General features: G+C 41.7%; 19 protein-coding genes and 1 riboswitch. Of the genes, 10 read left to right on the top strand and 9 right to left on the bottom strand.

Features of this window, described 5'->3' with window-relative positions:
- Position 1: 1 nt before the first annotated feature.
- Positions 2–382, top strand: a complete 381-nt coding sequence (locus P343_RS28170; protein WP_023510182.1) for a MerR family transcriptional regulator — start codon at positions 2–4, stop codon at positions 380–382.
- Positions 383–504: 122 nt separating this feature from the next.
- Here P343_RS28170 and P343_RS28165 read toward each other — a convergent pair whose 3' ends face one another.
- On the bottom strand, positions 505–1,482 hold the full coding sequence (locus P343_RS28165; RefSeq protein WP_023510181.1) for a LacI family DNA-binding transcriptional regulator: 978 nt from the start codon (positions 1,480–1,482) through the stop codon (positions 505–507).
- A 205-nt stretch (positions 1,483–1,687) separates the two neighbouring features.
- The gene (locus P343_RS28160; RefSeq protein ID WP_023510180.1) at positions 1,688–3,037 is read right to left on the bottom strand and encodes an amino acid permease; all 1,350 of its coding nucleotides are present in this window, start codon (positions 3,035–3,037) and stop codon (positions 1,688–1,690) included.
- Between the two features lie 205 nt (positions 3,038–3,242).
- On the opposite strand from P343_RS28160, the gene P343_RS28155 reads away from it, so the two are divergent.
- The 4 genes from P343_RS28155 to P343_RS28140 are packed head-to-tail and all read left to right on the top strand — an operon-like array spanning position 3,243 to position 6,914.
- The gene (locus P343_RS28155) at positions 3,243–3,914 is read left to right on the top strand and encodes a YhbD family protein (protein WP_023510179.1); all 672 of its coding nucleotides are present in this window, start codon (positions 3,243–3,245) and stop codon (positions 3,912–3,914) included.
- Positions 3,907–4,635, top strand: a complete 729-nt coding sequence (locus P343_RS28150) for a hypothetical protein (protein WP_023510178.1) — start codon at positions 3,907–3,909, stop codon at positions 4,633–4,635. Before P343_RS28155 ends, P343_RS28150 begins: the two co-directional genes overlap by 8 nt.
- Before the next feature lie 17 nt (positions 4,636–4,652).
- On the top strand, positions 4,653–5,378 hold the full coding sequence (locus tag P343_RS28145; protein WP_023510177.1) for a polymer-forming cytoskeletal protein: 726 nt from the start codon (positions 4,653–4,655) through the stop codon (positions 5,376–5,378).
- A 12-nt stretch (positions 5,379–5,390) separates the two neighbouring features.
- Positions 5,391–6,914, top strand: coding sequence for an MDR family MFS transporter (locus P343_RS28140; protein ID WP_023510176.1), 1,524 nt, complete (start codon positions 5,391–5,393; stop codon positions 6,912–6,914).
- A gap of 232 nt (positions 6,915–7,146) precedes the next feature.
- Here the strand turns inward: P343_RS28140 and P343_RS28135 are convergent, their stop codons facing one another.
- Both P343_RS28135 and P343_RS28130 read right to left on the bottom strand, forming a co-directional pair.
- Complete coding sequence (locus P343_RS28135; protein WP_023510175.1) at positions 7,147–9,108, bottom strand: PTS sucrose transporter subunit IIABC; 1,962 nt, start codon at positions 9,106–9,108, stop codon at positions 7,147–7,149.
- 14 nt (positions 9,109–9,122) lie between these two features.
- Positions 9,123–10,784 carry an alpha-glucosidase gene (locus P343_RS28130; RefSeq protein WP_023510174.1) on the bottom strand — a complete coding sequence of 554 codons (1,662 nt, stop codon included), beginning with the start codon at positions 10,782–10,784 and terminating at the stop codon, positions 9,123–9,125.
- Between the two features lie 163 nt (positions 10,785–10,947).
- Between P343_RS28130 and P343_RS28125 the strand changes: the two genes are divergently transcribed.
- Together P343_RS28125 and P343_RS28120 are read left to right on the top strand one after the other, a co-directional pair.
- Positions 10,948–12,033, top strand: coding sequence for a LacI family DNA-binding transcriptional regulator (locus P343_RS28125; protein ID WP_023510173.1), 1,086 nt, complete (start codon positions 10,948–10,950; stop codon positions 12,031–12,033).
- 462 nt (positions 12,034–12,495) lie between these two features.
- Positions 12,496–13,008: a DNA-deoxyinosine glycosylase gene (locus tag P343_RS28120; protein WP_023510172.1), complete on the top strand. Its 513-nt coding sequence runs from the start codon at positions 12,496–12,498 to the stop codon at positions 13,006–13,008.
- A gap of 40 nt (positions 13,009–13,048) precedes the next feature.
- Here P343_RS28120 and P343_RS28115 read toward each other — a convergent pair whose 3' ends face one another.
- Genes P343_RS28115 through P343_RS28100 form a run of 4 tightly spaced genes read right to left on the bottom strand, consistent with a single transcriptional unit; the run spans position 13,049 to position 16,723 of the window.
- Positions 13,049–13,411, bottom strand: coding sequence for a VOC family protein (locus P343_RS28115; RefSeq protein WP_023510171.1), 363 nt, complete (start codon positions 13,409–13,411; stop codon positions 13,049–13,051).
- Positions 13,412–13,469: 58 nt separating this feature from the next.
- Positions 13,470–14,201: an HAD family hydrolase gene (locus P343_RS28110; protein WP_023510170.1), complete on the bottom strand. Its 732-nt coding sequence runs from the start codon at positions 14,199–14,201 to the stop codon at positions 13,470–13,472.
- 57 nt (positions 14,202–14,258) lie between these two features.
- Positions 14,259–15,104, bottom strand: coding sequence for an ornithine carbamoyltransferase (locus P343_RS28105; protein WP_023510169.1), 846 nt, complete (start codon positions 15,102–15,104; stop codon positions 14,259–14,261).
- 32 nt (positions 15,105–15,136) lie between these two features.
- Positions 15,137–16,723, bottom strand: a complete 1,587-nt coding sequence (locus tag P343_RS28100; RefSeq protein WP_023510168.1) for an amidohydrolase — start codon at positions 16,721–16,723, stop codon at positions 15,137–15,139.
- Between the two features lie 293 nt (positions 16,724–17,016).
- On the opposite strand from P343_RS28100, the gene P343_RS28095 reads away from it, so the two are divergent.
- The 3 genes from P343_RS28095 (at position 17,017) to P343_RS28085 (ending at position 20,741) form a co-directional block, all read left to right on the top strand.
- Positions 17,017–18,201 carry a pyridoxal phosphate-dependent aminotransferase gene (locus P343_RS28095; protein WP_023510167.1) on the top strand — a complete coding sequence of 395 codons (1,185 nt, stop codon included), beginning with the start codon at positions 17,017–17,019 and terminating at the stop codon, positions 18,199–18,201.
- Between the two features lie 82 nt (positions 18,202–18,283).
- Positions 18,284–18,384, top strand: a riboswitch (SAM riboswitch).
- Positions 18,385–18,516: 132 nt separating this feature from the next.
- Positions 18,517–19,665 (top strand): 5-methyltetrahydropteroyltriglutamate--homocysteine S-methyltransferase, encoded by a 1,149-nt coding sequence (locus P343_RS28090; RefSeq protein WP_051384749.1) that lies wholly within the window; start codon positions 18,517–18,519, stop codon positions 19,663–19,665.
- Between the two features lie 314 nt (positions 19,666–19,979).
- Positions 19,980–20,741 carry an outer membrane protein assembly factor BamD gene (locus P343_RS28085; RefSeq protein ID WP_023510164.1) on the top strand — a complete coding sequence of 254 codons (762 nt, stop codon included), beginning with the start codon at positions 19,980–19,982 and terminating at the stop codon, positions 20,739–20,741.
- 522 nt (positions 20,742–21,263) lie between these two features.
- On the opposite strand, the gene P343_RS28080 is transcribed toward P343_RS28085, so the two are convergent.
- Entirely contained in the window at positions 21,264–22,466 is a 1,203-nt protein-coding gene (locus tag P343_RS28080) for a kinase (RefSeq protein WP_023510163.1), read from the bottom strand.

Raw genomic sequence — 22,466 nt, 5'->3', positions numbered from 1 at the left:
CTTGATCTATTCAATCGGCGCTTTTTCAAAAGTAACCGGATTAAGCATAGATACGCTACGCTACTATGATAAAGAAGAACTCATTTGTCCGAATAGGGATGGAAATAACAGACGTACGTATACAGATTCGGACAAGACATGGGTGGCTTTTATTTTGAAACTTAAAGAAACGGCAATGCCGATCAAACAGATTAAAAGGTACGCTAAATTGAGATATCTAGGCGATGAGACCGTGGAAGAAAGACTGGAGATGCTCTACGACCATAGAATTTTCATGCTTGATCTGAAAAAGAAGCTTGATGAAAATATTGACCACCTGAATGACAAAATTGCTGCTTTTGAAGGTAAGTTAAACAAAAAGTGTAACAAAATAAAATGCTAAATCGTGAGTGGTGGACTATTCGATTTACAACAACACCAGGTATTTTACCTTCATTCAGAGAAGATTCATAACGTTAAGTGAAATTAGTTTCAAACCACTTATCGAGAAGAGGCATCTCTTTCTTACTTTTCCCCTCGTCGAACGGTAACGGGCAAAATGTAATTTTTCTGAATGTCCTTGAAACCGCTGTTTATTTCTTTTAGAAGCAGGTCTACAGCTAATTGGGCCATTGCTTTAATCGGCTGGACTATGGTGGTTAGCTCAGGCAGGCAGGTGGTGACCGCTTCTGTTCCATCATAACCAACGACGAAAATATCTTTATCTTGCTTTCTGATCATACTGAGTGCCAAGGCTGCCGTTAAATCATCAGAAACAAACATCCCCTCAAGATCAGGGTGGCGATTCAGGATGTCGGACAAAATTTGCTTCTTGCCCTTTGTGTCAAATGGCAATTCGAGTTCATAGGTCTTATATGGAAAGCCATGTTCCTTCATAACATCCTCGTAACCTTGCCGTCTCAAATAACTGGATGGTGCTTCTTCTTGTCTCACACTGTTGATGTGAATAATCTTTGTACGTCCCTGATTCAGAATTTCTTCCGTTGCGAGGCGTCCGCCCGAATAGTTGTCGCTGCTGACGACAGTTATGGTTTCTGATACTTTGCGGTCAATGGCTACAATCGGTAAATTGGCTTTTTGGTAGAATTCAATGCCTATATTATGAGCGCCGACAATCATACCGTCGACCTGATTTGCGAGGAGCATATTCAAATAGCTATTCTCTTTTTGTGCTTGGTTCATCGTATTGCAGATCAGCACTTTATAATTCTTTTCGGATAAAATCTTTTCAATATGAAAGACCATTTCACCATAAAAAGGGTGAGCGGTGGTGGGGAAGATAAGTCCAATGAGGTTTGTTTTGCTGATGAATAGCGATCTGGCAATTTCATTGGGATGGTAGTTCAATTCCTGAATTGCGGCGTTAACTTTCTGTCTCGTTTTGTTACTGATGGCACCCCGGTTATTTAGAACTCGTGAGACGGTTGTTGGTGAAACACCGGCAAGCTTTGCCACATCTTCTAACTTTGCTTTCTCTCTCAAGCCCAACATCCCCCTCAAGAAACGGTTTGGAAAACTGAATAAATTGGATAAGATTCCACCTTTTTACTATTATAGCTTATTTAAGCTTAGGCAAAAGGTCCAGGGTGATCCATTAATCTGATGAAAGGGTGAACAATGAAAAAATCCCCACTGGAACGATCTGGTGGGGAGGTAGGTCTATTTTTTCAGTTGTAAGACACAAAAATTATACGGCCTTACGTTTACGGTGAAGCAAGTAAGCCACCACAAGCAGTAAGAACCAAACGGGTGTGACAAATAAAGCTACGCGTGTATCACTTGCCATGCCAATCAGCACAAGCAGAAAAACAAAGAAAACGAGGATCAGCCAGTTAATAAATGGGGCAAGTGGTGCCTTAAATTTTGAAGCTGATGCCAAATCAGGCCGCTTTTTCAGGTAAACGATATGAGCGATTAAAATGACGCTCCACACCCAAATGAAGCAGATAGCGCTGATACTTGTGACAAGTGTGAACACAAAGTTAGGCAGAAAATAGTTTAGCACGACACCAACGGAAAGCGCGAGGGTCGAACTAATAAGCGCTGTGCTTGGTACGGAGCTTTTTCCCAATAGAGAAAAGCTCTTTGGCGCATTACCTTCGCGTCCAAGTGAATAGAGCATACGACTCGTTGAAAAAAGGCCACTGTTGCAAGCGGATGCCGCAGAGGTGAGGACCACGAAATTAATAATTCCTGCGGCAGCCGGTATGCCGACTAACGTGAACACTTTAACAAATGGACTATTGTCTGCATTGAGCTGAGTCCAAGGAATGATACAAAGAATCACAAATAATGCTCCGATGTAAAACAATAAGACACGAACTGGCAAACTGTTAATCGCTCTCGGAAGATTTTTTTCCGGATCAGCGGTTTCGGCCGCCGTCACACCGACGAGTTCAATACCGACGAATGAGAAAACCGCCATCTGAAAACCAAGGAAGAATCCAGAGATCCCATGCGGAAAGAAACCGCCAAAGGACCATAGATTCTGTATGGAGGCATGTCCGCTATCTGTTTTAAATCCGACAACAATCATGATCAAACCGAGAATGATTAACGCAATAATTGTAACAACCTTGATAATTGCAAACCAGAATTCAATCTCGCCAAACATTTTAACGGTTAGCAGATTTAAGATCGTCAATACAATAAGGCAGAGAAAAGCCGGAACCCATTGAGGAACGTTAAACCAGAACTGAATATATTTTCCTACTGCCGTAATATCGGCCATGGCAGTCATAATCCAGCAGAACCAGTACGTCCACCCGGTAACAAATCCTGCCCATGGGCCAAGGTATTCAACGGTAAAATCTGTGAAGGATGCATAGCCTGTGTTCGACAAAAGTAGTTCCCCAAGCGAGCGCATCACAAAAAACAAGGCAACACCAATGATCAGATAGGCGAACAAAATGGACGGTCCAGCCAAATGAATGGCTTTTCCGGAACCAAGAAACAAACCCGTCCCTATAGCTCCGCCGATCGCAATCAATTGAATATGTCTGTTTTTCAGCCTTCTTTCTAGTTGTGTTTTCACCACTTCATTTCCTCCCTGTTTTCTGTTTTCTATTTTTTGTAGAGTTCCTGATAATTATGTAGGAATGACAGTGCCGTTCAATTATAACAAAAACCCAAGAGAGTTGGGACCAACGATTGAAGGAAGGGACAGGAAAAAAACCATTTACAGTGTAACAGTGTTATGTTATATTGGTGGCATTCAAAGAAAAGATAAAGGAGGATCTCTTGTGGAGGACGAATTAATTGCTAAGAAAGATCTTCTGGAAATAACGGGTATTTCCTATGGCCAGTTATACCGATGGAAAAGGAAACAGTTGATTCCTGAGTCGTGGTTTATCCGGAAATCGACGTTCACCGGCCAGGAGACCTTTTTCCCAAAAGAAAAAATGCTTAAACGCATTCAAGCAATTTCCGAGATGAAAGACACATTGTCACTTGATGAGCTGGCTGAACGTTTTTCACCGCAATCGGTCAATAAAATTGTTCTTGCAGAACATGACCTTCTCGATCGAAACATTGTTTCATCAATGACCTTACACGTTTACCGCAAAATCGAGCCAGATCAGCAACGTTTTCAATTTGAAGATCTGTTGGCATTGTTTATTCTTGATCGCATGCTTAAAAACGGAAGCATGAATAGTGATGAAGCCAAAGATTTGCTTGGCGCATTAAAAGCGCACAGCCATAAAGTTTATGACAAAAACAGTTGTCTCTATTTTGTTCGCAAGATGGGAGTTCCGGCTTTTCTCTTACTAGCAGAGAATGTCGACATTTACTTTGACAATGGAATTAAAGTGATTGACAAAATGTTGCTTTCCTCCTGCATCGAGGCGCTGAAAGTATTAATTGATAGAAATCAGGCGGAAGGTCCATTAGATAGGAGTGATCAGAATGAGTGATTCAATGAAACGAAATCTGAAAGTCATGGGAGAAACGCAATCAAACGGTGGTTCGTTTGATAAGGTACGTATCATGGGCGAATGCAGTGTTTCAGGTTCGATTGATGCACAGTCGTGCAAAGTGATGGGCGAGTGCACGGTGTCGGGAGATCTTTCCAGCGGGTATTTGCGGAACATGGGTGAGGTAACCGTTGGCGGAAGGCTAGCTGCCGAAGAATCACGGCTGATGGGCGAAACACAGGTCAATGGATCATGTGCACTGAAACAGTCATCAATCTACGGAGAACTCACTGTTGCCAAAGATCTCTCCGGTGAAGAACTTAAAGTGCATGGTATGCTTAATGTAGCGGGTAACGCTTCTTTGGAAACACTGATCATGCGCGGCGGGATCAAAGTGGGCGGTCTGCTCAATTGCGATCAGATTGACATCATTTTAAAAATAAACGCAGAAAATGATGTGAAGGAAATCGGCGCGGGCAGTGTATCAATTAAGAAAAGGCGATCTTTTTTCAGTCGGGCGCCAATCACACCGTTTCGCGCAGATAGTATTGAAGGAGATCATGTTTCTCTTGAGTTTACTGAGGCTAAGGTAGTCAGAGGCGTTAACGTTGAAATCGCCGATGGCTGCACGATTGAACGTGTCGAGTATTCCGGCTCATATAAAACGAGTGGAAAAATAAAAGTAGGCGAAGTCGTTCATTTAGACGCAAATAAAAGGTAAATCGGGAGGTGTGCACAATGACTGAGGAAAAGAAAAACTTAACAATCTCTGGTTCCGGCAGCGCGCCGGGCGGGTGTTACGAGGATGTCAAGATTAATGGCAGCGGCAAAATACAAGGCGATATCATCTGCAAGAGTATCGACATTAATGGATCAGGTCGTTTGAGCGGCGATGCGAAAGCATCGAGTATTGTTATAAGCGGATCTGGCGTCATAGAAAGAAATGCCATCGCGGAATCGCTGATGGTTAACGGTTCCTGCAGAATTGATGGAAATGTTTCTGGAGAACGTATTCAGGTCAATGGACGCGGAAAATTCAATCGTGATGTTCACGGTGAGCAAGTACGCGTCTCAGGAATTCTCACCGTTGGCGGAGAACTGGAGGCTGAGGATGTGATCGCGGAAGGTCCATTGACGGTCGGCGGGCTATGCAGCGCCGAGCACATCGAGATTACCTTGTCCGGAATTACTTCGCGCATCAAGGAGATCGGCTGCGGCACGTTATCTGTCCGTCGGCGGTTTCCTTCGAACTTTATTGGACAAATATTTACTGGCTTAACAAGAAAAAAGCTGATTGTGGAATCCATTGAAGGTGATGAAATCTTCCTCGAAGATACCGAAGCGAAGGTAGTCAGAGGAAATCGTGTAACAATCGGTGCCGGTTGCTCAATCGGCAAGGTGACTTATAAGACCGATTATAAAAAAGATGAAAAAGCGATTGTACAATCTGCAATTAAAGAGTAGTGGAGGAAACTTATGACTCACGTACAAACACGAGATAAAAAAACGCTGCGTTTTGTTGTTGCCGGCTTGATGCTCGGTATGTTTATTGCCTCTATGGATCAAACAGTTGTTTCTACCGCAATTGGAGAAATCATTGCCGATCTTGGAGGATTGGACCAATTTGTTTGGGTGACGTCTGCTTACCTAGTCGCGGAGATGGCCGGTATGCCGATTTTCGGCAAACTTTCAGACATGTATGGCAGAAAACGATTTTTTGTGTTTGGCTTAATTATGTTCTTATTCGGATCGATTCTGTGCGGCACGGCAACGTCCATCGCTCAGCTCAGTATCTATCGGGCCATTCAAGGTATAGGCGGCGGATCGCTCATGCCTATCGCATTTACGATTGTTTTTGATGTGTTTCCAGTAGAAAAGCGTGGGAAAATGAGCGGTCTGTTTGGGGCGGTTTTTGGGTTGTCCAGTGTTTTCGGGCCGCTTCTTGGTGCCTACATCACGGACAATCTGAACTGGCATTGGATCTTTTATATTAATCTTCCTTTAGGAATTCTCGCCGTTTTTCTTATTCTCTTTTTCTACCACGAATCCAGGGAACATCAGAAACAATCCATTGATTGGGCAGGAGCTGCGACGCTCGTTTGTTCAACGGTCAGCCTCATGTTTGCGCTTGAACTGGGCAGCAAGTACGGATGGTCATCGATGCCTATACTTTCCCTCTTTGCGAGTTTCGTTGTCTTCTTCGTCCTGTTTTTGATTGCGGAAAGCAAGGCTTCATCTCCCATTATTTCATTCAAAATGTTTCAAAAGCGATTATATGCGGCGAGCAATCTCGTTGGTTTGATCTACGGACTGCCATTTATGGTAGCGGTCGTTTTCATGCCTGTCTTTATTCAAGGAGTCTTTGGCGGGACAGCAACGAACGCGGGCCTGATGCTCTTGCCAATGATGCTCGGCGTCACGGTCGCCAGCATGGTCGGTGGTATTTTGGCTCAGCACATGAGTTACCGCAATGTCATGCTGATTCATGGCTTGATTTTAATCATTGGTCTTCTTTTTGCCGGAACGATGGGCACAGATACCCCTTATTCCGTTGTTCTGATTTACATGGTGACGATCGGTTATGGCGTTGGGGCCTCTTTCGCTGTGCTTGGCATGGCAGCGATCCACGATTTTGGACCAGAGCAATTTGGCTCGGCGAATGCAACGATGGCGTTTCTTCGCGAATTTGGAATGACCGTCGGTATTACGATTTTCGGGACCATTCAAAGTCATCTATTTACGGCAAATCTGAAAGATGCATTCTCGAACATGCCTGGTAGCGGAGCGGTCCAACACATCACCAATCCAAGACAAATGCTTTCACCTGAGACGCGTCAGCATATTCCTGACCCCGTGCTTCATCGATTCACAGAAGCATTGGCATCCTCAATCACACACACCTTTCTTTGGGCGTTGATTCCGGCCGTTTTAGCGATGCTTTTGATGTTCACCATGACGAAGGATCGTTTGAGACGGGTCAAAAAGCAACCGGAGAGCTGAACCAAACAGCCATCTGCTGAATAAAGCGGGTGGCTGTTTGGTTATAAAGAATGGGAAAATTTGACGGGTGAACAGTTGACGGATACTGCACAAAAAATAAGATGAAGGATCGGCAGCTGTATTTCAGCAACTCAAAGCGGACAAAAAGTGAATCCAAGAGCATATTCCGACGATTGTTAAAAAAGCAAGTCAGAATGCATTTATGCATCCTGACTTGTCAAATTAATTCTTATTAATTGAGAACCGTTCCGTCAATCTCCTTGTATTCTTTCTTTTCTTTTTCGACAAACAAAGCCAATTCACCGACTTTTGCGTCGGTAGTATCCGTTGCCACAACATCAGAAAACTCTTGAGAATTGGTTACGAGAATCATAACAGTAGGATCCAACCCGGCTCCTTTAATTGCTTCGATATCAAAGGTGCCTAGTAAATCGCCTTTTTTGACTGTCTGTCCAGCAGTTACCTTTGTTGAAAAGCCTTTTCCTTCTAAAGAAACTGTATCAATTCCAATATGAAGTAGAACTTCAGCACCTTTTTCTGTTTCAAGTCCATAAGCATGACCAGTGTTCGCGACAACGCTTAGTGTCCCATCGGCCGGCGAGAAGATTTTTCCCTCAGTAGGAATGACAGCTATTCCGTTACCCATCATTCCTGAGGAAAAGACCGGGTCGACAACATCAGTAAGTGCAACAACTTTTCCGCTTACCGGGAAGGAAAGGTTTTCATCTTCAACCGTTTCTTGTTTTTTCACTAAGATTTCTTCTGCGTCATTTTCGTCTTTCTTTAGAATTTCTTTTGGAATAGCAAATACAGAAGTTAATACAAAACAGAGTACGAATGAAATCACCGAAATGAGCGCGTAAAATATTAGTTGGTGACCTGAGTAAATGTACATCAAGTATGATGGAATTACAGCTAAGCCATAGCTATTTGAACGAATGTGTAAGATTGACAATAATGCTGCGCCAAAGCCGGAGCTTAACAGTACCATTATTAATGGGCGCAGATTATAGCGAATTAATATCCCAAACAACACGGGTTCTGATACCCCAAATGATTGAGACATCATTGCCCCGATTGCTGTTGATTTTGCCTTTTCAGATTTTGCACGTAGGATAAATGCTAAGCAGCTACCCATATTTGCGAAACCATACATAGCACATAGCGTAATCAGTGCGTTAAATCCTGTATTGGCCAGTAGAGACGTTTCAATCATAATAAGCGTATGGTGAATGCCGATTAATACCATTAGTGGATAAGAAGCACCAATAATGAAACCACCGATACCAAGAGGAAAATTAATCAAATCTTTAATTCCACCAACCATACCTAACTCAATCCAATGTAAGACTGGACCTACACCTAAAATAATGATTAAGAACGTTGATAGCATCGTCATAAATGGTGTGAAAATTTGCTCTAAGACATTCGGCATTATCTTACGGAAGAAATGCTCTAACTTTGCACCAATGATCCCGGCGACGATTGCCGAAAGAACGGAACCTTGACAACCTACAATAGGGATAACCCCAAATGCTTTAAGTGCGTGGACACCACTATTTGGATCAGCAACAGCATAGGCGTTTGGGAGGATTGGAGAAACCATCATTAAACCAATAACAATCCCAATAACCGGGGTACCACGAAATACTCGGAACGTTGACCAAACAATTAGAGCAGGCAGAAAAGCAAACGCGGTATCCGTTAATACAGATATTACTTGTTGTAAAGCTAAAGGGATATCTGAACTCTTTGCACCAAACAAAGCAAGAACGTTGGCGTTAAATAACGCACCTTTCACACCGAGAAATAAACCAGTTGCCGCAATAACCGGTACAATTGGAATAAATATTTCAGACAAGATGCGCATTACTTTCTTTAAACCGGTTTCATTTTCTTTGATAAATGCTTTCTGCTCTTCTTTGGATACGGATTTGATGCCGATTTTTTCTATTTCTTTATATACTTCATGAACCAAACCTGTTCCGATAATAACTTGATATTGACCGCCGTTAAAGAAGACACCTTTAACTAAGTTGACGTTTTCGAGTTTTTTGTCATCAATTTTTTCACGGTCTTTGACGACAAAGCGTAAACGTGTTTGACAATGAGTCGCGGAAATGATGTTGTCATCTCCAACAAGTGCGACGATTTGTTTGGCAACGGCTTCAAAATTTTGGTTGTCTTTTGCCATTTGTCTTCTCTCCTTTACGATTTCACTAAAATTCCTGTATTTGCTGGTAACTGGATTTGTCCGTTTTCTAGTTTGGTTCCCTTGGCTGTTTCAAAAATCAATTCTTTTGCTCTAGAGTTCGATAGGTTCAAGGTCTCATTACCAAAATTAAAGTACGCATAAATAGTCTCTGATTGCCCTATTCGTTTATAAGCGATCATTTCATCACTTTCTAAAGGCAAGCGCGCGATATCTCCGTATACAAGCGTCTCTGAATACTTTCCGTGTTGCCGGAAATCAATCATTTCTTTGTAAAACTCATAGATTGAACCATCCACACCGACTTGAGCAGCAGCGTTAATTTCATTGTAGCTTTCAGTCACTTTTAACCACGGCGCAGTAGTCGAGAATCCTCCATTTTCTTCTGCCGACCATGGGAAGGGTGTCCGAGAATTGTCACGAGAGCGGAGGTTAACAATGTGCAACGCTTCTTCCGGTGTTAAGCCCTCATTGATTGAACGCTGATATTGATCGATGCTTGAGAGATCATTGAAATCCGAAGCTGTTTCACGCGCGAAATTAATCATACCAAGTTCTTGGCCTTGATAGATGAATGGAGTTCCCTTCAAGAAGAAGTACATCGCACCAAGTGTCTTTACAGCATCAGTATTACGCGCTTTTTTTTGTAAATATTTGGTCGTTGCACGGGGTTGATCATGATTTTCAATGAAGTTTGCTCCCCAGCCATATCGTTGTATCGCTTCTTGTGAGTTCATGATTTTGTCGTTTAATTCACGAAAGGTCCAAGGTAATCGAACAAACCATTCACTGCCACTTTTCACATCCAAATCCGCATACTTAAAGTCGAAAATCATATCAAAGAATCCATCTTCCCCAATGAACTGCCCTAATTCGTCATAACCCACACCAGGTGCTTCAGCAATCGTCACACATTGGTGTTTGGTAAAGGTCTCACGTTGTAATTCTTTAAGAAACACGTTGATCCCCGGCATGTTTCGCCCTGATTTTGTTACCTTAGATAACCCATCCACACCATCAGCAGGCAGGTTCGTCCAAGTTAAATCCTTCTTGATGAATGTAATCGCATCAATACGGAAACCAGAAATCCCTTTATCTAACCACCAGTTCACCATGTTGTATATTTCTTGCCTTAATTCAGGATTCTCCCAATTTAAATCCGGCTGCTTCTGGCCGAATGAATGAAAGTAATATTCATTTCGTCCAGGAAGTTTCTCCCAAACACTCCCACCAAACACACTGCGCCAGTTTGTTGGTTTAGTCTTTCCTTCCTTAATCACATAGTAGTCTTTATATTTGCTATTCGGATTCGCTAATACATCTTTAAACCAGTTATGTTCATCACTTGTATGATTGACAACAAGATCTAAGATGATTTTGATGCCGCTTTTTATCGCTTCTTCAATCAATTCTTCTAAATCTTGAAGTGTACCAAATTCAGGAGCCACTCCAAAATAATCAGAAATATCATACCCATTGTCATCCATTGGAGAGGGATAAATGGGACAAATCCAAAGCATTGTAATACCTAAATCATTTAAGTAATCAAGCTTTGAAGTAATCCCTTTTAAATCCCCAATTCCGTCATGATTACTATCTGAAAAACTTTTCGGGTAGATTTGATAAACGATTTCACCCTGCCACCAAATTTTTTTCATGACAACCTCCGCTTTATTTGAATGCGCTTTCTTTTTGTAATATCTATTATACCGACCTTTCTGAAAATGTCAAACGTTTATCAAAAATGTCTATTAAAATATAAAAATACCCATTTATATAGCTATTTATAGACGTTTGAAATTGATATTCGATTGTCATAATGTGGCGACGATTGAAGACTCATACGACAAGGTCCCCAAAAACAAACTTAAATTGTCAAACGTTTATCTTTTCCGTAAAATAGAGAAGGAGACGAAAGAAGGGATAAAAATAGTTGTTACACTGAAAGATGTTGCAGAAAGAGCCGGGGTTTCTATTACGACAGTTTCTAGAGTTATTAATAATTATGGTTCGTTATCCGAAAAAACAATCAATAAAGTACACGAGGCGATGAAGGAGCTAAATTATCAGCCGAACAGTTTGGCACGCGGGTTGCAAGGAAAGCCATCTAAAATTATCGGCGTCATTTTTCCGGATGTCAGTAATATCTTCGCAGGTGAGCTTGTTAAATATATAGAATGGGATTTATTCAAAGCCGGTTACAAAATGATTTTATGTAGCAGTGCTGATGATATTGGAAAAGAGCGCGATTATTTACGAATGTTGCAAGCTCATCAAGTAGCCGGTGTTATTTCAGCAGCTATTCATCCAGAACTAGAAGAATATAAATTACTTAACGCGCCAATTGTCTCCTTCGATCGCTACTTAGCTCAGGAAGTTCCAATTGTCGGGAGTGACAATTACTCTGGAGGAAAAATTGCTACTGAGGCGCTAATCCAGTCAGGGGCAAGAAAAATAGGAATGATTACAGGACTAAATCGCTCTAACTCACCTACCAAGAAGCGAATGACGAGTTTTATCGGTACAGTGGAAGCAAGTGGATTAACTCCATACCTATTAAAGCTTGAACCTCATACAAGTGAATTGCTAAAAAGAATGGAAATAAAAAACTTCTTGCTAAACAATCAATTAGAAGGTGTTTTTACAGATGACTTGACTGCTTTAGAAGTCATGAATTTAGCTGAGGAGTTGGCAATACCTATTCCCAAAGAATTGAAAATTGTTGGTTACGATGGAACAACCTTTATCCGCAAATATTTTCCAAAGTTAACAACAGTCAAAGTTCCGCTTAAGGAATGTGTGGAACTATTAGTTAATATACTTATTAAAAGAATTGAGCATCCGGACTATTTATTTGAAAATAATTACACGCTTCCTGTCTCATTGCATCGAGGAGAAACCTGTTAATAGAGTCAACGAATACAAGCCGGAGCGGAATATTGCCCTGGTTTGTTACTCTTAACCTTACGTTATCCTATTTTTATATTAAATTTTTAATAAAAACTACTCTGCCAAGCAATAAAATATTGTATTACAGATGAAATTGAAAAGAAAACGTTTGACATTTTTTTATAAGTGTTCTGCAAAATGAAGTCAAAAAAGTTGAGAGAGATATATTAACACGTTTGAGCTCGCCCTTAATAAGGGTGCGCCAACTCTCTATTATTTTTAGCTCCGATTCTCACATCCGCTTCCTTCACAGTTCGGCCCTACTGCGTAACATCAAAAGCGCATGGACATAAGCAGACATAAGAATGCATACCGAACCATAAAGTAATGATTCTTTGAAAAGCTTTCTTTTCCTTGCTTAATAAGTACAATTCGTCATAGTGGTAGAGAAAATTTCTTTGATACACGAGGAGATTCAAGATGAAATCAAATGAACTTACTTACTCAATGCCCAAAATAATTGGGCCAAATGCTCGCGTTTTGATTCTCGGTTCTATGCCCGGCCGTGTTTCGCTAGCGCAGCAGCAGTATTATGCCAATCCAAGGAATCAATTCTGGACCATTCTTTATGCGCTCTTTGGGGAGAAGTATGGAAGTGTTTCGTATGCTGAGAAGATTGATTTCGTGATAAGGCATCACATTGCCTTGTGGGACTCGATCCATTATTGTGAACGAAAAGGTAGCTTAGATTCGGCGATTAAGGATGAAGAACCGAACAATATACTTGGTTTGTTAAACGCCAACCCTGAAATAAGGGCCATTGCTTTTAATGGCAGTAAATCTTTTGCTGTTTTCAAGAAGCATTTCAAATTAACCGTTCCTCCGGACATTGCTCTGATCAAATTGCCATCAACCAGCCCTACACCGTCTCGTTATCCAAAATCGGTTGAGGAGAAGATCAAAGAATGGGCAATCATTAAGAACTATATTTAAAGACACATTAGTGGCTCAAAAGAGCAAGATGAAGAAACGATTAAACTTGTTTACAGTAAATCTCTATATCATTGCCTTCAGTGTCCTGAAACTCTAAGACCAGACTTTCACCGATTTTAGTTAGTGGAAATCCTATGGGGGCGCCTAATTCATGAATCTTTTCCATCAATAAAGTTATGTCGTTTACTTGAAAGCTTGGCAAACAATTATTACCCCATGTATGCTTTTCATTAACCTTTGCAGGGTTAAAAAGACAAAGCCTGTTATGTTCAAAATTGAATATGCTGAATATCTCGTCCCTTTCGTCGACTTCTTGGTCTAGAAATTTCTCATAGAAATTAATTGCCCGGTCCATATCCTTAACACAGATGTACATTGAGTTTAAATTCAGTTCTAGTTCCACAGAAAAGCCTCCAATCCATTTTCACAATCTATACCTATGAATAGTAATCACGAATCTCTCATTGATCATCGTTGTTGCCTAATAATATCCGTCTAACTTCAGCAAAATCTTCAATGGAATAATCTGCGAATTCCTTAATTTTGTTCTGTATTTTATTGCTCCTTTTAAGTAAGCGACTAGTCAAAATGGTTCTAATTCTGGCTTCTTTCGCACCACTCAGTTCGTCTGAACCTCCATCGCCAATAAAAATACATTCTTCCGGGCGAGCGTTCATTTTTTCTAGTGCTATTCTGTATATGGTAGTCTCGGGCTTTAAATAGCCCACTTCATATGAAAAGACAGCATAGTCAAAAAACCTGCTTAATGGAGATTTATCCCAATACATTGCATCGATTACATCAGCATTACTAATCAAGCATAATTTTTTTTTGCTTTTCTTTAAATCGGACAGCACATCAAGAATGATAGGATTAACGTTAATTAATGCTCGTTTCATTCTTCCTTTTCTTAACTCTAATAGTTCATTTATTTCCTTTTCAGTAGCGTTTATTTTCATCTTACCAACAATATCTCTGATTATTTGTTGAGGATTTTTTTCTTTTCCGCTTGCTCTTTTTAAGTATAATTCATCGTCTTCTGCATACGTTTCCCACTCGGTTCTTGTCAAGCCTAATACATCATTTTCATTTCTCATGTCTCTATATTCAGGCGTGATTAATGTGAAGAACAAATCAAAAAATACAACATTCACATCAGTTTCTGAATCAGGTGCTTTTTTCGTCCTATTCATTTAGCAAATTGCTCCTTTAGGGTAGTGTAAGTCCCTTTAGATCGCGAAATATTAATCCTAATGTGACAGGCAGAATAGAATGATTGCTTGCTGAACATAAAGCAAATTTTTCTTGAATTCATACCCGACAAAATGATTAGAGGAGATGGCATCGCTGCTGACTTCTTCATCTCTGTAAAAGGGAGGGCATGGATTTAACAGAGCTTCAGGTTTTGCTGATCTTAATCTCTCAAGCGTGATCTGATATTTAGTGAAATAATCCTCATTGCGCAGTTCATCGGGCAAAGAATCGGTTAAAAGGACATCAGTTTCTGCGAGCACTGCCTCTAAATCTGTGTGAAACGTATAGTTTGATGATTCCGGGCCCATTTCATTTCCTGGTACGCAAACGTGATTGAACGTGAGATTTAAAACATCGGCAGCGTCCATCCACGTTCTAGAAATGTTGCCTTTTGGTCCGACAAATGTATAGACGAGTTCTTTAAAGTTTGGTCTTAGGTTGCGAAGCGTGTAAAGATCGGACAAAATCTCACAGGGATGATTACGTGACGTCATGGCGTTTATGATCGGTATCGAAGATTTCTCTGCTAATTTTTGCAGCTTTGAAAAATCTGGATGCCGGACAATGATACCATCAGCCCAATTCTCTAAATATCCGATGACATCGCTTAACGCTTCCCGTTTGTTTAAGGTTTCCGGTGGAAATAAGAGGCAGCGTCCTCCTAAATCGTTGATACCTTTTTCAAAGGTGACCCGGGTTCTTAAACTTGTTTCCGGAAAGAAAAGAATAAATGTTTTGTTCTTTAACTGAAGATCCGTATTTCCAGAATGCAGCTTATCTGCCAAGTGAAAAATATCGGTGATCTGATCCGCTGATAGATCGCTAATATCTAATAAATGCATACCATTTTCCCCTTTGGAGTGTAATCTATTATTTATTTTTGAAACACGACACGTTCGTCCACAATCGTCTTTTGAACGGTGATTTTGCGCAGATCAGCAGGGTCGATATGAAATGGATCTTTGTCGAGAACAGTAAAATCCGCAACGTTGCCAACGTTAATCGTGCCGCGTGTGTCAGAGTGATTGCAAGCAGCTGCACTGCCGGACGTATATAAGCCGATCGCTTCAAAGACGTTCAAACGTTCTTCTGGGAAATACTGTTTTCCGTTTAAGTCGGAATTACACGTGCGCGTGACTGCGGCGTGGATGGCATGAAACGGGTTAGGAATTTCAATCGGTGCATCGCTGCCGCCGGCAATTGTGAAGCCATAGTCCTGAATCGATTTCCAGGCAAAAGCCAGCGGCGGAAAACTCGGTCCGAGAACGTCGAATGCCCACGGCATATCACTGCTCATAAATTGCGGTTGGATATCAAAAATGAGCGGCATGCCTTTCGCTTCTTCAAGCATGTTCGGGTGGAGCCATGGCGTGTGAATCATGCGATCTTTCTGGCCTGGGAGCGGCGGATACTTTTTTAGAACCCGAATGACATTCTGAAAAGCGCGGTCTCCGATGATATGGATGGCCACTGGCAGCTTTGCGGCACGCGCCTGCTGTACCAACTTCTCGAATTCCTCATCGCTGTGAAATTTCAGACCATAATTACCGGGTTCCCCCATGTAAGGTTGAGACATTAATGCGGTATGTGAACCAACTGTCCCATCATAGAAAATTTTCATTGCACCAAGCTCGACGAAGGCGTCGGCGTGGGTAATGGCCTCGGGCGCTTTCAAGTAGGCACTAAGCTCTTTGTGATGAACGAGTAGATGAGCTCGAAAGGGAATTTTCTGAGAAAGTACATTTCGATAGGCTTTTACCGTTCCAACCAGACCATTAAAGTAATGAAGATCTTCTGAGTGTGCGCCGACCAGACCTTTTTTCCATAGAACATGAATCGCCAACTTGATCAATCGCTCCAGCTCTTCCTGGCTTTCAGTCGGAAAACGCTCAATGGCGAGCATGGATGCTTCATCCCTTAAAACTCCGGTTGGTTCTCCTTCGTCATTAAGATCAATCATACCGCCGCCTTCAAATACCTGGCCGTGTTTCAGTCCAATCTCTTTAATGAATGGTGTATTTACACTAACGCTGTGATAGTCAATCCGGCGAACGAGAATCGGGTGTGTGTCACTGATTTTATCGAGATCCCAGCGAGTCAACAGTTGCTTGCTGTCGCTTAAATTGTTATCATCGTAACCTTCCACGAACAGCCATTGCCCATCCGTTAATCTTTTTGCCCGTTCCGCGATGGCTTCAAGACATGCCTGCTTCGATGGATATCCGTAAAGATTCAGGCGGTCCAGGGCTTGTCCGTACCAAAGCAAATGAAGATGGCTGTCGACAAAACCGGGAAATACTACCCCATTCTGCAGATCAATAGTTTCCGCTTGCGATGTCTGGGCAAGATTTCTTGCCTGTTCATCAAGTGCCACAATCCTACCTTTATCGGTGAGCACACAGCTTGCGCTTTCACCTTGTTTATTCATCGTATAAAAGGTTCCATTTTCCCATAATTTCATTTCTATCGCCTCATTTTTCATTCTGCTGTATAAAAAATTTAAACCAATATTTGCAGTCCGATAACCGTTAAAGTCTTGTAAGATAAACATAAGGGAAAAAAAGCGATTGTACAACATTTGGGATGAGCGTGTTCATTAATGATTGAAAACTGAAAAGCGCGAAACAATTCCTTAGCCTTCCATAGAAATTATGGGTCAAGATCGGTATAATAACAGTACTGTCTGACTGAAGCGGCAACACCCTGCTGCTTCCAAAAGAAGAACGGATTTTGAAAAAAGAGAGGGATAACTAAATGATTGCTGAAGAATTTAAGCAAATGCTAGGCCAAAAATCGGTCATCAGGGAACTGGCCGAATACGCCACTGAAAGAGCGAAACAAATCGGCTATGAAAATGTCTTTGATTATAGCCTGGGCAATCCGTCGGTACCGGTGCCTCAGGCCTTTACCGATAAATTAGTATCGCTTGCTTCAAGTAAGGATTCGATGGCTGTGCACGGATATAGTCCAAGTCTTGGCATTACTTCTGTGCGTGAAAAGGTGGCGGCGTCGCTATCAAGAAGGTTTGGGCTTGATTATAAAAAAGAGCACATCTTCATGACGTCTGGGGCTGCTGGCGCGCTCGCACATGCTTTACGTGCAGTTACTGAAAAGGGCGACGAAGTCATCACATTTGCGCCGTTTTTTCCAGAATATACACCTTACGTGCACGGAACAGGCGCTATTTTGAAAGTAGTACCGCCCGATACGGATACACTTCAGATCAATTTTGATGCGTTTGAAAAAATGTTTTCAGAAAAGGTTACGGTCGTGCTGATCAATACACCAAACAACCCTTCAGGGGTGGTATATTCGACCGAAACGATTCAGAAACTGGCAGACTTTTTAGTGCAGAAAGAAAAAGAGTACGGTCATGACATCTACCTCATTTCTGATGAACCGTATCGAGAAATTGTTTTTGACCATGTTGATGCACCATATACGGCGAATTTTTACACAAACACAATTACCTGTTACTCATTCAGCAAATCACTGTCGCTTCCGGGTGAACGGATTGGCTACGTGGCCGTAAACCCTAAATGTCCGGATGCTGCACTTATTATTAATATGTGCGGCCAAATTTCTCGGGTTATTGGCCACAATTGTCCGCCATCTTTAATCCAACTGGCCGTCGCTGATGTCATTGATCTGACCGCCGATTTATCGGTTTATGAAACGAATATGAACATCCTGTATGACGGATTAACCAAGCTTGGCTTCTCGTGTGTTAAGCCGGGCGGAACATTCTATATTTTCCCGAAAGCGCTGGAGGAGGATGCTATTGCGTTCTGCAAGCGCGCTTTGAAGTATGATCTCATTCTTGTTCCGGCTGACAGTTTCGGCTGCCCGGGCTACTTCCGCATGGCATACTGCATTCCGACAGAAAAAGTGGAGCGGTCGCTTGCAGCATTTGAAAAGCTTGCAAAGGATTATCAATAATTTTCCCGGTCAAAAGGGCGCTTAACATGATTAACTGTTGATTAAACGCTAAAAATACGCTATGCTCAATAAACAATTTAATCTTTTATCGAGAGAAGTGGAGGGACTGGCCCGACGATACTTCAGCAACCCCGCATTGCGGAAGGTGCTAAATCCATCAGATGCAAATCTGGAAGATAAAACTAGGATTTCAGTGAAACCAACTCTCTTATTTTTGAAATAGGAGAGTTTTTTCTTGCTTCTTTCGATAAAAACATTGGCAAATTAGCATTCAATGCCGGATGAACTTAAATTTTTAGAGCGTAAAAAGGAGATATGATCATGACCACATTGCAAGTACAATCAAAAAAAGGGCCGTTCGCCGCAGATCAAGTGGGCAGCTTGCTCCGCCCTCAGGCACTGAAGGCCGCACGCCAACAATATAAAGAGGGTGTGATTTCCCGCGAACAGCTCAGGCAAATAGAAAATGAAGAAATTGAAAAAATTGTCCGTAAGCAAAAAGACGTTGGCTTGAAAGCGATCACCGATGGCGAATTCCGTCGTTCTTGGTGGCATTTGGATTTTCTTGAAAATCTAGTTGGTGTGGAAGGCTATGAAGCGAACGCCGGTTATCATTTCAGTGGCAAAACAACGAGTAGCCATCAGGTACGGGTTACGGGAAAAATCGATTTTTCAGATGAACACCCTTTCCTTGTTGATTTTGATTTCCTCAACAAATTAGTTGGCGATAGCGGCGATTTTATTGCAAAACAGACCATTCCAAGTCCAGGCATGCTCGGACGCTACAATTACTTGGATGGTTCCTGTTATGACGATGAGGCGGCATATTTCCATGATCTTGGACAGGCATACAAGAAAGCGATTCGTGCCTTTTACAATCATGGATGCCGCTATCTTCAGCTCGATGACACCAACTGGGCGTACCTCTGTTCTCAAGAAAAGAGAGAAGAGATCCGCAAGGATGGTCGCGATCCAGATCATTTGGCACGTCTTTGCGCTCAGGCGATTAATGCCGCCCTTGAGGACAAGCCGGAAGATCTGACTGTAACCATGCACATTTGCCGCGGCAACTTTGCTTCTTCATGGATTTTCTCCGGTGGTTATGAACCAGTCGCTGAGATCCTATTCGGTTCGGTGAATGTTGATGGCTTCTTCCTAGAGTATGACAGCGAACGTGCCGGTGACTTCCATCCGCTACGTTTCGTCAAACGTCCTGATTTGAAAATTGTTCTGGGACTGATTACATCCAAGTTTCCTGAACTGGAAGCCAAGGCTGCCATTCAAGAACGAATTGAGGAAGCGACCAAGTATGTGTCGCTGAACCAGCTGGCACTTAGTCCGCAATGCGGTTTTGCTTCGACTGAGGAAGGCAACATTTTGACAGAAGAAGATCAATGGAACAAGCTGGGTCTGGTTGTTTCCATTGCCGAAGATATCTGGAACGATGCACCTGCAACAGAATAAATGAATATGAATGATAGAGAGCATCGGCACTGCAGAGTGCCGGTGCTCTTTTTGCCTAGTTAAAAATCGTTTAGGTGGCCATGTTTTCTCCACTATTGACATGGATCGTCTGCCCGATGATATAGGGTCCGTCATCGGATGTAAGCAGTGCATATGCAAGCAAGCTCATATGGTTATCCTGCTCTTGTAATGCCTAGCTAGGCAATCACTTATGCTCTCTTTAGAAAATGTCGATATACAGAGAAAGAAGGAAAAAGAGAAGCAAAAAATGCTAGAATAGAAAATATAACGTCTTTTGAAACTGGAGGCAGATGATGAAAAAAACTCTGACAACCTTATTCCTGGTTGCGATTCTCATTCTGAGTGGTTGCGCGAATCAGGAGGAAAAAGCATACGATCAGGCAATGAAAAAGGGGCAAGCTGCTCTTGTTTCGAAAAATTATGATGCTGCGGCAAAATACTTTAAAGAGGCTTTAAGTCACAAAAAGAATGATAAAAAAGCGACGATTCTATCGGCACAGACGTATAATTTCAATGTTGCAAGACGGTTAATGGATGATCCGGATCAAGCGATTAAAGCATTAAATGGGGTTATTCTTCAAAAAAGTGGTTCAGGGATTTTGAGAAAAGATGCGAGGGAGCTTAGAGATCAGGCGATGACATTGAAACAGAAAAAGACGGAGGGAGCCTCGATAGGAACGTCTGTCTCGAATTCAGAAGCTGCATCTTCGAGCAGTTCGAGTGCTTCGTCATCCGGCAGCTCTGATGGTTCATCCGCTGCATCATCATCCAGCAGCCAGAGCAGTTCTACCGCTAGCTCGAGTGCGACAGTGACGCAGCAACAGGCAGAAGAGGCTGTTATTAAAGCAGCGGGTTATACGCCTGATGAAGTTTATATTGATACCACCGATGATGGTGCTTATTACTCAATGGAACTGCGTGAGAACCACCAGAATGACAGTGCGGCCGATCCTGATACAGCGCCGTCTGCCGGGTTCTTCCGCTACTACAAAGATACAGGCAAGATCACGCAATTAGACCTCATCAGTAATACGTATAAGGAAGTTAAGAATTAAATCAGGACTATTTCAAGGAAAAGTTCTATGTGCCAGGATAAGAAAGTATATAAAATTTTGAATGAATTCAGGGTTCATATCAGCGGCGTACTGCTCGGAAAAAATTCTGATTCAAACACGAAAGTGCGAGACTCCTGCGGAGCGATCCTGTTGATCGCAGGCCGAAGGAGACCCCACAGGCAAAAGTATGTCTGAGGAGGCTCATGGACTACCCGCGGTCGCACCAGTTGATGCGAGCAACTGAAGTGTCATTGAAGCACAAATTCGGTGAATTAAAGCCGCATAAAGAGTGATAGGGAAGGACCAGGCATAGCCTGGTTTTTCTAATTTACCATGAATTGAAGTGGATTCAGTCTGAAAATAGTACAGACCTGCCGATTATTGATTTCGGCGGGTCTTTATTACATTATTGATTGCTCACGAAGTTTGGTATCTATTTATTTTTTATTCAAAACTTCTGCTTCGTAAAGTGATGAGGGTATAATTTTCCGTGAAAATAATAACTGTTTCAAAGAGTGGCTCTCACCATATATTTACAATGAATATAATGTTGTTAGATACATCAATTTGTGAATTTGAGACGGGCGGCTCTGTCCATTCTTGATAAGTTTCCGGATCCAGCATTTTGACTTGTTCAAGAAAGGAATCCAGAAAATTTCTTTCCCGAAGATTTTCAAACAGTTCGAGGGGTTTGGCTTGATCATGTGAAAAGGAGAAAACATGGTCGATCAATTTAAAACCCTCTTTTGTTATAATGATATGACGCAGTGGGGCATCAATTTGTTTGAAACCTGAATTTTTCATTGTTTTCAGCATATCCAATAGTTTTCTCGTAATGTTTTCAGAAAGGGTATACTGTTTTTTGAGATAGCTGTTTAAATCAGATCCGGCCAGATATTCCATAATCGTATAATTTGCTGCTGTTTTATAAACTTTCGGTATAAAGGATAAAGATTGGTTTGATAAAAGGACTTCTTGTTCCATCTTGGCATGTTTCATTTTCCCGTAAAATTTAATACACTGATCTTCAGATATTCGAAAAACAGCACCTTGGTGCCCTATTCCAATAAGCATTTGGGTAATTGCACTATCCACCTTTACGCTATTCCCTTTGCTTCCGGAGGTCACCATGATTTGATCAAAATCCATTTTGTCATGAATATAAATGTCCCATTCGGTAAAAGTAACAGGATCTAGTTTTTTAACTTGTGATAAAAATGAATCTTTTAATAGAATCATTTTTAAATCTCTTAATAATTTTAGTGGAACAGGATGTTGTCTTTTGAAGGAGTTGACATGGTCAATGACTTTGAGCTCTTCATTTTTCAAGACAAATATATGACGAAGCGGGGCATCAATCATAGTAAAGTTTGCCCGCTTTAATTCAATTAGTATATCGAGAAGTTTTTTGACAATAGATTCAGGGATATACGTACAGTTTCTTAGATAGTCTTTTAAATTTGGCGCATTAAAATAGTCCATGACGACATAATTTGAACCCGACTCATAGAGCTTAGGAATGAAGGGGAGATGCTGACCGACTTCCAATGCAAATGCCTCCATTTTAGCTTGTTCCTCGTCTACATAGATTTTGACACATCGATCCTCTGAAAGTTTAAATACAGCGCCTTGAGTACCATACCCAATTAGCGGATAGGTAGTGGGGTTCTCAATATCTAAAGATTTCTCACCTTTTGTCACAACGATAGATTTAAAGTCTTCCAT

The organism is Sporolactobacillus laevolacticus DSM 442 (assembly GCF_000497245.1).
Classification (GTDB): domain Bacteria; phylum Bacillota; class Bacilli; order Bacillales; family Sporolactobacillaceae; genus Sporolactobacillus; species Sporolactobacillus laevolacticus.
Note: the sequence above shows the minus strand (reverse complement) of the source record. Positions and strands in the feature narration are given on the sequence as shown.

Bases quoted from the DNA above. Each gene is read 5' to 3' on its own strand.
- P343_RS28085 (WP_023510164.1), top strand. From the start codon at position 19,980: ATGAAAAAAACTCTGACAACCTTATTCCTGGTTGCGATTCTCATTCTG.
- P343_RS28120 (WP_023510172.1), top strand. From the start codon at position 12,496: ATGAAATCAAATGAACTTACTTACTCAATGCCCAAAATAATTGGGCCA.
- P343_RS28110 (WP_023510170.1), bottom strand. From the start codon at position 14,201: ATGAATAGGACGAAAAAAGCACCTGATTCAGAAACTGATGTGAATGTT.
- P343_RS28090 (WP_051384749.1), top strand. From the start codon at position 18,517: ATGATCATGACCACATTGCAAGTACAATCAAAAAAAGGGCCGTTCGCC.
- P343_RS28145 (WP_023510177.1), top strand. From the start codon at position 4,653: ATGACTGAGGAAAAGAAAAACTTAACAATCTCTGGTTCCGGCAGCGCG.
- P343_RS28095 (WP_023510167.1), top strand. From the start codon at position 17,017: ATGATTGCTGAAGAATTTAAGCAAATGCTAGGCCAAAAATCGGTCATC.
- P343_RS28100 (WP_023510168.1), bottom strand. From the start codon at position 16,723: ATGAAATTATGGGAAAATGGAACCTTTTATACGATGAATAAACAAGGT.
- P343_RS28080 (WP_023510163.1), bottom strand. From the start codon at position 22,466: ATGGAAGACTTTAAATCTATCGTTGTGACAAAAGGTGAGAAATCTTTA.
- P343_RS28105 (WP_023510169.1), bottom strand. From the start codon at position 15,104: ATGCATTTATTAGATATTAGCGATCTATCAGCGGATCAGATCACCGAT.
- P343_RS28135 (WP_023510175.1), bottom strand. From the start codon at position 9,108: ATGGCAAAAGACAACCAAAATTTTGAAGCCGTTGCCAAACAAATCGTC.
- P343_RS28130 (WP_023510174.1), bottom strand. From the start codon at position 10,784: ATGAAAAAAATTTGGTGGCAGGGTGAAATCGTTTATCAAATCTACCCG.
- P343_RS28140 (WP_023510176.1), top strand. From the start codon at position 5,391: ATGACTCACGTACAAACACGAGATAAAAAAACGCTGCGTTTTGTTGTT.
- P343_RS28150 (WP_023510178.1), top strand. From the start codon at position 3,907: ATGAGTGATTCAATGAAACGAAATCTGAAAGTCATGGGAGAAACGCAA.